Origin of the sequence: Anaerotignum sp., from assembly GCF_045122575.1 — a bacterium.
Lineage (GTDB): Bacteria > Bacillota > Clostridia > Lachnospirales > Anaerotignaceae > Anaerotignum_A.
In genome coordinates, this window is the sequence record NZ_JBGVHV010000069.1 from 1 (window position 1) to 10,507 (window position 10,507).

A 10,507-nucleotide genomic window follows, 5' to 3' on the forward strand; every position below is an offset into this window, starting at 1 on the left:
ATGACCAGATCGTTCCCTGCAAAATATTTCCTGGCATCCTGAAAATTGTGCATGAAATCATACTCTCCCGTTGCAGGATCATAGGCTTCGTTATACTGATAATCATGCACCATGATATCCCCTACCACAGCCATTTTCACAGTTTTTACCACAGGCACAGGTTCCCCTGCCGTGGCAGTATAGGTCTGTTCCTCTTTTCCGCAGGCCGTCAGCAGAAATACCATGGTCATCAGCAGTGCAGCAATTCTTTTCATCCTTCTTCCCTCCTTTTATGGTAAACAAATGTCCTTTGATGGCAGTATACCATACTTGCAGGTATTAGAAAAGCCCTGAACATTCCTGTTCAGAGCTTTTTTCCTTACTCGTCTTTACCTTCCATTTTTCTCATTTCTTCTACGATCAGGCCTTCTTCGTTATAATGCATGCCCTTCTCGATATTTTTTCTTCTGTTTCTTCTGGTAAAGAAAAACGCAATGAGAGAAAGCACCGCAGGCACCAGCATATAGAAAAAGAAACCGATATCGTGGAAAATAAAACCTAAACCCACGCCCGTCAGAACCGTCAGCAGAATAAATACCAGACCGGGTACGGGAGATTCGGATTTTGCAGAGATCATACCTTCCATGATCACAAATACCAGATACAGAGAAAGAGTCTGGCCATAGGACAGGATCACTTCCCAGATACCATCTACAGGAAATAAAAACATATCAAAACACCTCTGTCAGTTCATTTTTTATCATTATATTTTATTGTAACATTCCAAAAACAGGAAGTCAATAAACTTAAAACCTTCCGCCGCCACCGCCAAAGCTGCGTCCGCCGCCGCTGAAGGTGGAAGAACCGCCGCCCCAGCTGCCGCCGCTGTGGAATCCGCCGCCATGGTGATCGTGGTCATCCTCTCTGGGAATGGGCATCATTGCGGTATGGGTAGAAACGAAAGAATCCCGATTGACAGACAGATGATATCCATTTTCCTTCAGATATGCCCTACCGTCGGTATAGGGTTTCACATTTTTACAGGATTTGCGCATGCTGCTGACTGCAACAGCTGCAATGACCAGCCCGAATACTGCCGCCACTGCCGCAGAAGTCAGGATGCCCCTTGTTTTCTGTGCTTTGGAATAATCAGAAAGAAAAGAATCAGGGTCTTTCTGATATGTTTCATAATCCCCTGCCAGTTCATTCATATCCAGATACAGGCTGAAAAAGGCATTATAATAATCTCTATCAGAAAGGAAGCCTACCATGTGATCCCACATCTGATCGATATAATAATCCGTATAAATATCGATAGCCTTACCGCAGGTGATGATCTGCCCTTCGCGGCTGCCCATATCCAGTACAAAGATCACGCCATCGTAATTTTCACCCAGACCAAGGTCATGCTCCACATAGAAATCCGCCCCATACTGCTGTACGGATTTTCCCTCTGTGTCATTGGTGGTCAGATATGCCAGATCCATCCTCCAGGTTTCCTGCATCTCCTCGATCCAAAGGTGCATTTCTCTTTCATCCGCCTCCGAAAGCAGATCCGCATAGTCAAAGACACGCTGTTCCGCTGTCATTTCTTCCCCAAAAGCAGAAACGGAAAACAGCAGCAGAAAAGCCATCAGAAATACAAAAAATCTCTTTTTCATCAGAACACACCTCCTACCACAAACATGGCAATGACCATGGCGATCAGGAAGGTAACGGCAAAAATAATACCGAACCATTTTGCGGTCTGGCCGCTGCTGACAGGCAGTTCCCCAACGATCTTTCCTGTCTGGCCATTCATGGCGAAGAGATAATCCTTCCCCTGATATTTGCTGATGAGCATCCAAACAGGCAGCAGCATATAGGTCTGTTTGTCAGAGGAAAACTTCGTGTGGCATTTCACGCCATATACCCGCTGATATCCCCTGCCGCCTTCCCCGGCCTTATGTTCCACGCCGGGAGTGATGCGGCCTGTCATACGGTCATAGAGGTCTTTCGGTTCGTATGTATATTTTTCAGCCAGAAAACCGCTGAGATAACTCATATCGAAATCCTTCTTCTTTTCCAGATGGAAGGGTTCCAGGGCATCCATCAGGTCATCCTGCATTTTTTCGGAAGCATCCAGAGGGATATTTTCAAATTCCATGCGGCCTTCCCGATGGATATGATACAGATCGGTTTTTGTATAAATAAAACGGGGATCCGCCCATGTGCTGACATTTTCGCCAGTGGCATGATAGGTAAAATCCGCCTTACAGTCGAAAAGCCAGAAAGGCACATAGACCCCTGTGATCTTTTCCAGTCTTTGCTCAGAGGTATAACCTTTTGGAAGCAGTTTCTTCCCTTTGCAGAGGTTCAGAAATGCTTTTTTGGCATCTTCCTTATCTGTTTCAAAGGGAACGATGGCCGCAGGACGATATTCCCCTTCCAGCTGCTTGGGCAGGATGGTGGGGTTGCCGCAGAAAACGCAGAAAGTAGCCGCAGTTACGTCGTCGGTCACGATCTCCCCGCCGCAGGAAGGACAGATATAGCCGCGCATACGGCTCAGGTCGCTTTCCGTCTGAGAGATATTTTCCTGATAATCAAAAGAAACATCGGCAGAATTCCCCTCTGCTTCCGCTCTGGATTTTACTTCATAATCACTTTCTTCCTTCTGCAGGCCTCTCTGTTCCAGTTCTTCCATGGAAAATTTGCCATCACAGTAATCACAGACCCATTTTTCTTCCTTCCCGTCAAAGCGCAGATAGGCCATACAATCGGGACAAAGATAGGTCAATGCTGTTTTTTCCATTCTATTCACATCCTTTCGGATTTTCATTTTTTTCAGTGTAGCATAAAAAAACCCCGATGGATAGAACCATCGGGGAGTAATATCAAAATTTCATGTTATTCCGCAAAATATCTGCCATAACCGGGAGCAAAGGTGCAATTATCCAATGTTACCCAGCTATCCTCCGTAGCACCAGCTACGATCAGGTCACGATTGAATTTACAGTTTGTAAATTTTACACGACCATCGATACCACCAGCACCCCAGCTTACGAATACATCACCGTTGAAGGTATAGTTATCATACCAGTAGCCAACAGGTTCAACCACATCTACATAGAACTTTTCGTTGACTACAGTTGCTTTTGCAGGCGCTGCAGGAACATCCACGACCATATCTGCAGGAGGCGCATCGGAAGAAACAATATTTACGCATTTCTGTGCTTCATCCCAGCCTACCTGGAAGCCAACAGCACTGCCCAGATCGCGCAGTTTGAAATAATTATAGCCATCGATATTATAGGCGGACAGGTGATGAATCGTTTCATTTACCATAACATCGCCATTACCGGGATTTGCCGTTTTCACACCGGTGGAAACCACTTTATCAAATTCCTTGGGACCTTCATAGCCCCAGCCTGTGTTGATGACGATCAGCTGTGCCAAAGGATCATAATCCACGGAAAATTCATCAGGACGATTCACCAGCATTTTTGCCACATCACGGAGTTTGAAATAGTTGTAGCCGTCGATGTTATATACCTGCACTGCAACCTGATTGCCGTTTACCGCAACTTTGTCCGCAGAGGGTTTTGCCGTTGCCGCAAAGGCTGTGGTGCCCATGGAACATACCATCACTGCTGTCATTAAAAATGCCAATAATTTTTTCATAAGAATTCCCCCTTTCAGAAATGGTCATATTATTTGTATTCGTCAGGCAAAAGAAAAACCATTCCAAAAAAGGAAGAGTTTTATAGTTTTATAGTTTTATAGTTTCATTATTTCAGAATCAAATCAGAATCGTGTGCAAAAGTACAGTTTTCCAGACGCAGGTTTTCGCCCAGTTCATAATCCCCTTTCACTGTCAGTGTGCTATGGAAGGTACACCGTTCGAAATATATCCTTTCATCTATATCTCTGAATGTTACGGTAACCGGTTCAAAAAATTCTCCGCGGGTAAAAATCTGAACCGTACCTTTTTCCGAAACATAATTGTTAGAAGTTAATTTTTTTACTTCTTCCACCAGCTTCTGATATTCTTTGGAACCCGGTTTGATAACAGAAACAGAACCATTGGCATTATTTTTATTTTCAGCAGGTTTCTGCACCGGTGCAGGCTGAACAAAGCCATAAGGTGCATCCAGATTTACTGTTTTGGAAGATGCATCCCAGCCTACTTTAAATCCAATCAGATCTGCCAGATCACGCAGTTTGAAATAATTATAGCCTTTGATATTATACGCCTGTAAGGTTACCGTTTTTCCATCTGCCTCCATCACTGCATCTACAGGAATTGCTGTTTCCTGACGAAATACACCATCATAGTCCATGGAAATAATAGGTGTTTCCAAGGGCTGTTTTCGAATGATTGTTTTTCCTTCATTACTATTCCAGTTCAGGTCAAACTCATTGACTGTCCCCTGCAGCATACCACATACTGCCCGCAGTTTAAAATAATTGTAGCCATTGATACTATATGGCTGCATATAAAATTCTGTCGTTTTATTCAGCATGATTTTATCATTCGAAGGATATGCCGTTGCCCCGAAAGCTGTGGTTCCCATAGAATATACCATTATTGCTGTGATGAAACATGCTATTATTTTTTTCATATCCATTTCCTCCATTTCAGAAAACAGAATTATTTATGAACAATCCCCTTACCATCCGCAAACATGGAAGAGCCTGCCAGCAGTGTAAATTCATCTTCAAAACCGATCGTTGTCAGATTATCTCTGAATGCACAATTATGAAACTCTACATATCCATGCTCTGTATAGTCACCGAGATATTCCACTACAACTTCCTTCTGGAAATCCCAGTTTTTAAATTTATAAACCATATAAGGTTCTACACGAACCACAAGTTTTTCTGTTTCTTTATTGAAATTTTTTGCAAATTCATCAATGGTGATCGTTCTTTCTTCATCATAGCCGGGACCGCCATAACCAATGATATAATCCGCATCGATGGCAATAGATTTTGTTGCTGCATCCCAACCCACATCAAATTCTACAACCTGTGTCAGATCACGCAATTTGAAATAGTTATATCCATCAATGGTATACCCTTTCTGATAAACAAAAGTCATATCTTCAATATTGATAAAATCATTATTGGGAATCGCATTTTTCACAGAAGTATCCGTAGATTTTTCAATCGCAACAGAACCATTATAAGGTGTCCATCTTTCCACTTTGATCTTCTGTGCTTTTTCATCCCAGCCTACATTAAACTGATTTCCATGGCCAGAAAAAGATTTAGCCACATCACGAAGTTTAAAATAATTATATCCATCGATATTATACACCTGTGGTGTGACCACTTTCCCATTGACAGAAACTTTATCAGAAGAAGGCTTTGCCGTAGCCCCAAAAGCTGTTGTCATACCCATGGAACATACCATCACTGCTGTCATAAAAAATGCTACGAGTTTCTTCATACCCATTCCTCCTTTTTTGTATTTATACTTTTTGTATTCGACAAAAAACAGAAAACCCCTTTCTCTCACAGGAAAAAGGGGCTGTTATGACGTTATTTACTTTTTTTATGTTCCAGTTCTGCCAGATACCCTGCCGTGATGATACCTGTGGGCAAAGCAAAGACCATGACTCCCAGAAAAGAGGAAATGATGGCAATGGCCTTGCCGATATTGGTCACAGGATAAAAATCGCCATAACCGACAGTCATCAGCGTAATAGCAGACCAGTAAACGGCATCAAAAAAATTTCGGAAGGTTTCCGGTTCCACCTGAAACAGGATCAGGGCAGAAACCAGAATATAGCCCACTGCCAGATAGCAAACGGTCAGCAGATCATCCTTTTTCTTCTGAAAAACCCTGAGCATCAAGTGAAATCCTTTGGAATAACGAAGGAATTTCAGGGTTTTCATACACTTCGGCAAACGAAGGACACGGAAGGCTTTTACGGTAGCATTGAGCGGTGTCAGAGAAGAAAGGATCGTCACCAGATCGATAATGGCAAAGGGCGTAAAAGGATATTTCAGAAAAGAAACCTTTCTTTTGCCCAGCATTTTAAAATCTGCCGTCCCCCAGCGCAGGATATAGTCTACAATAAAGATACAGACTGTGATTTTATCCAGCCACCAGAAAAGGGGCGTTGTATGTTTGAAGCAAAGAGGAATGATACTGCAGAGGATGCAGAAGATCATAAAACGATCATAAAACATACTCAGTTTATCATCCGGCGAACCTTTTTCAATGATCTCATAAATACGTCGGCGCATGGGATTCCTCCTTCCTTTTTCCTCTATATTTAGTTTAGCACAATTCATTATAAATAAATAGTTACTAAAAACACAATTTAAACAGAAAAAGACCAACCCTTAAGGTTGGTCTTATATTTCGAGATACCATTGCCTAATAGCGACGCCAACACATGACGCTTACCTAGCTATGTTAGAAGATACGAATCTTTTATAGGCCTTCTCTAACCCTCTTTTATCTTTTACATGAACCATTGCAATTACAAAAAATTTGTTTTCCGGAGAATGATTATTAATCGAGCCAGACTCGTCAATGTAAATATTCATATACCTTCTCCTGTTTCTTATTCTTCTATAATTTCAGGTTCCTCTGTGGATTCCTCAATATCCTCTTCGGAAATTTTTGCGATACCCACAACGGAAACGCCTTCGTTCAGGTTCATCAGTTTGACACCCTGAGAAACGCGGCCGTAGCTGGAGATATCTTTTGCTCTCAGACGGATGATGACACCTTCGGAAGTGATGAGCATCAGTTCTTCATTTTCGCCCATCATCAGAACGCCTGTCAGTTCCCCTGTTTTTTCTGTCAGCTGGTGGATCTTCAGACCCTTACCACCTCTGTACTGCAGGTTGAACTGTTCCACAGTTGTCTGTTTGCCGAAGCCTTTTTCTGTTACATTCAAAATCTGACCGTTGGGGTCAACCTTCAATGCGGAAACCACATAATCCCCATCGTTCAAAGTAATTGCCTTCACGCCTGTTGCCGTTCTGCCCATAGGTCTTGCGTCCTGTTCATTGAACTTGATACCCATACCTTTTCTGGTGGCAACGAAGATCTGATCATCTTTTTCAATGGTCATGACAGAGATCAGGTCGTCGTCTTCTCTGAGGTTCAGGGCAATCAGACCGCTCTTTCTGATATTTGCAAAACTGGACATATCTGTTTTCTTGATGATGCCCTGTTTGGTGATCATGGCCAGATATTTTTCTTCGCTGAATTCCTTCACAGAAATGGCAGCCATGATTTTTTCATCAGAACTGATTTCCAAGAGGTTCACGATAGCGATACCACGGGAAGTTCTGCCTGCTTCGGGAATTTCATAACCCTTGATACGGTAAACCTTACCTTTATTTGTAAAGAACAGCAGCGTATCATGGGTGGAAGCAAGGAAGAGGTCTTTTACGTAGTCTTCTTCCCTTGTCTGCATACCGATGATCCCTCTGCCGCCGCGGTTCTGGCTCTTATAAGTATCCAGAGGGGTACGTTTCACATAGTTCAGATTGGACAGAGTGAATACGCAGGTTTCTTCATCGATGAGGTCTTCCACATCGATCTCACCGGGATTCTGGATCAATTTTGTTCTTCTGTCGTCTCTGTATTTTTCACCGATGGCTACAATTTCATCTTTGATGACACACAGCATCAGTTTTCTGTCCGCCAGGATCATTTTGTAGTAAGCGATCTTCTTCTGCAGTTCTGCATATTCCGCATCGATCTTTTCTTTTTCCAGACCCTGCAGTCTTCTCAGCTGCATTTCCAGAATGGCCTGTGCCTGCACATCGGACAGACTGAAACGTTCCATCAGTCTTTCTTTCGCATTATCATAACTTGTGCGGATAATGCGGATCACTTCATCGATGTTATCGATGGCGATACGCAGACCTTCCAGAATGTGGGCTCTTTTTTCTGCCTTATCCAGATCGAAACGTGTTCTTCTGGTCACCACGTTTTCCTGATGCTTCAGATATACTTCCAGTGCTTCCTTCAGATTCAGCACCACAGGTTTTCCGTCAACCAGTGCCAGCATATTTGCACCGAAAGATTCCTGTAAAGATGTATATTTATACAACTGGTTCAGAATCACGTTGGCATTAGCATCTTTCTTCACTTCAATGATGATCTTGATATCATCCCCGGCGGAAGCATCATACAGATCGCTGATACCTTCCACACGTTTATCCTTGACCAGTTCTGCGATCTTTTCGATCAGACGCAGTTTATTGACCATATAAGGGATCTCGGTCACAACGATGCGTTCTCTGCCATTGTGTTCTTCGATCTCCGCAGTAGAACGCACGATGATCTTGCCGCGGCCGGTTCTGTATGCCGCGCGGATGCCGCTTTTGCCCAGAATATTTGCACCTGTGGGGAAGTCAGGACCTTTGATGTATTCCATCAGTTCTTCCACATCTGTATCCTTGTCGGCAATCTTGTTATCAATCATGCAGGCAATCCCGTCAATCACTTCGCCCAGATTGTGGGGAGGGATATTGGTCGCCATACCTACGGCGATACCGCTGGAACCATTCACCAGCAGATTAGGAATACGGGAAGGCAGTACGGTAGGTTCTTTTTCGTTTTCGTCATAGTTTGGCACGAAATCGACGGTGTCTTTTTCGATATCCGCCAGCATTTCCGCTGTGATCTTGGACATACGTGCTTCGGTATAACGGCTGGCAGCAGCACCGTAGCCGTCAATGGAACCAAAGTTCCCGTGACCGTCTACCAGCATATAACGCATGGAGAAATTCTGCGCCATACGCACCATGGCCTGATAAATGGAGGAATCACCGTGAGGGTGATATTTACCCATGGTATCACCGACGATACGGGCGGATTTACGATAGCCCTTGTTGGGATCCAGATTCATTTCGTTCATGGAATACAGGATACGACGCTGTACGGGCTTCAGGCCGTCCCGGGCATCGGGCAATGCACGGGCAACGATTACGCTCATGGCATAGTCGATGTAGCATTTCTGCATTTCCTTATTGATATCTATCGTAATGACCTTGTCGATTTCTCTGTTTTCATTTTCATTACTCATAAATTCACCTCTTCTTTTGGGGCTCTGCCCCAAACCCTGCCAGGGAAATCATTTCCCTGGACCCTGATTTGCAAAAACTTCGTTTTTGCTTAGGAGTTAAATTTCAATTTATCGGACAGCGGAAAGGCTTGGAAAACGAATGTTCATCACTTTGCTTCGCAAAGCAGACTTTGTCTGCTGCCCCGTCTTGGGCAGTGAGTTAGTTTTCCAACTGGAATCCGCAGGCGGAAACCGCGCTTTTCGCCGAGGAAAACAGGGAGTTTCAAGACCAAAGGTCGATGGAACTCATCTGTTTGTCATCTGTTTCAAACAAGAAAAAAGCTTGAAGCCGCAGGCTGAGCTTTTTTCTTACGAGCTCAGCTCGTTTAGAAATCCATTTCTGCGTATTGTGCGTTCTCTTCAATAAACAGCTTTCTAGGCTCTACCTCGTCGCCCATTAACATACTGAAGATCTGATCGGCTAATACAGCATCGTCAATGGTAACCAGTTTCAGAATTCTATGTTCCACTGCCATGGTGGTATCTCTCAGCTGGTCAAAGTCCATTTCACCCAGACCTTTGTAACGCTGCACTTCCTTGATGCCTGTTCTGCCGATTTCCTGATACAGAGTTTCCAGCTGGGCATCATCATACACATAATAATGCTGTTTATTCTTTTCCACGCGATACAGAGGAGGCTGGGCAATATATACCTTGCCCGCTTCGATCAGCTGTGGCATATAGCGATAGAAGAAAGTCAGAAGCAGCGTTCTGATATGTGCGCCGTCCACGTCGGCATCAGTCATGATGACGATCTTATGATAGCGCAGTTTTTCCATATCAAAATCTTCAGAGATACCCGTACCAAAGGCTGTGATCATATTTCTGATCTCTTCGGAATTGAGGATTCTGTCCAGTCTTGCCTTTTCTACGTTCAGAATTTTACCGCGCAGAGGCAAAATCGCCTGTGTTTTGGGGTCTCTGGCCTTGATGGCAGAACCGCCGGCGGAATTCCCTTCGACGATATAGATTTCACATTCATAAGGATCACGGCTGGTGCAGTCTGTCAGTTTGCCGGGCATTCTTGTATTTTCCAGACCTGTCTTTCTACGAACCAGTTCCCTTGCCTTTCTCGCCGCGTCTCTGGCTCTGGAAGCCATCATACCCTTTTCGATGACTGTTTTACCGATGGAAGGATTTTCCTCTAAGAAATAGGTCAGATATTCGCTGAGAATACTTTCCACAGCACCCTTCGCTTCGCTGGTACCCAGTTTTGCCTTTGTCTGGCCTTCAAACTGAGGGTCTTCCACCTTGATGGAAACCACAGCAGTGATACCTTCTCTGACGTCTTCGCCGGAAAGTTTCTTATCAGCATCCTTGATGATGCCCAGTTTTTTGCCGTAATCGTTCAGTGTTTTGGTCAGGCCTGCCTTAAAGCCCACCAGATGGGTACCGCCATCGGGGGTATTGATATTATTGACGAAAGTGAAAATGCTTTCTGTAAAGCC

11 protein-coding genes are annotated in these 10,507 nt (G+C 44.0%); all 11 read right to left on the reverse strand.

All coding sequences use genetic code 11. The features are described 5' to 3' along the window. Positions 1-254 (reverse strand): hypothetical protein (locus tag ACJMLT_RS03225; protein WP_405726507.1); only part of this gene is annotated, 254 nt, incomplete at its 3' end. Between the two features lie 104 nt (positions 255-358). Beyond that, on the reverse strand, positions 359-709 hold the full coding sequence (locus tag ACJMLT_RS03230) for a hypothetical protein (protein ID WP_405726509.1): 351 nt from the start codon (positions 707-709) through the stop codon (positions 359-361). Between the two features lie 76 nt (positions 710-785). After that, positions 786-1,640 (reverse strand): TPM domain-containing protein, encoded by an 855-nt coding sequence (locus ACJMLT_RS03235; RefSeq protein WP_405726512.1) that lies wholly within the window; start codon positions 1,638-1,640, stop codon positions 786-788. After that, positions 1,640-2,770 (reverse strand): hypothetical protein, encoded by a 1,131-nt coding sequence (locus ACJMLT_RS03240; protein WP_405726515.1) that lies wholly within the window; start codon positions 2,768-2,770, stop codon positions 1,640-1,642. The genes ACJMLT_RS03235 and ACJMLT_RS03240 overlap by 1 nt, the downstream gene beginning before the upstream one ends. A gap of 95 nt (positions 2,771-2,865) precedes the next feature. Beyond that, positions 2,866-3,639, reverse strand: a complete 774-nt coding sequence (locus ACJMLT_RS03245) for a hypothetical protein (protein ID WP_405726518.1) — start codon at positions 3,637-3,639, stop codon at positions 2,866-2,868. 107 nt (positions 3,640-3,746) lie between these two features. Continuing rightward, the gene (locus ACJMLT_RS03250) at positions 3,747-4,580 is read right to left on the reverse strand and encodes a hypothetical protein (protein WP_405726521.1); all 834 of its coding nucleotides are present in this window, start codon (positions 4,578-4,580) and stop codon (positions 3,747-3,749) included. A gap of 29 nt (positions 4,581-4,609) precedes the next feature. Beyond that, on the reverse strand, positions 4,610-5,410 hold the full coding sequence (locus tag ACJMLT_RS03255) for a hypothetical protein (RefSeq protein WP_405726524.1): 801 nt from the start codon (positions 5,408-5,410) through the stop codon (positions 4,610-4,612). Positions 5,411-5,502: 92 nt separating this feature from the next. Further along, a complete protein-coding gene (locus tag ACJMLT_RS03260) occupies positions 5,503-6,213 on the reverse strand; it encodes an ion transporter (protein WP_405726527.1) in 711 nt (236 codons plus the stop codon). A 159-nt stretch (positions 6,214-6,372) separates the two neighbouring features. Beyond that, a complete protein-coding gene (locus ACJMLT_RS03265; RefSeq protein WP_405726530.1) occupies positions 6,373-6,519 on the reverse strand; it encodes a DUF3800 domain-containing protein in 147 nt (48 codons plus the stop codon). 17 nt (positions 6,520-6,536) lie between these two features. Further along, positions 6,537-9,020, reverse strand: coding sequence for a DNA gyrase subunit A (gene gyrA, locus ACJMLT_RS03270; RefSeq protein ID WP_405726533.1), 2,484 nt, complete (start codon positions 9,018-9,020; stop codon positions 6,537-6,539). A gap of 365 nt (positions 9,021-9,385) precedes the next feature. Next, the coding region (locus tag ACJMLT_RS03275; RefSeq protein ID WP_405726536.1) for a toprim domain-containing protein at positions 9,386-10,507 on the reverse strand (1,122 nt) is incomplete at its 5' end.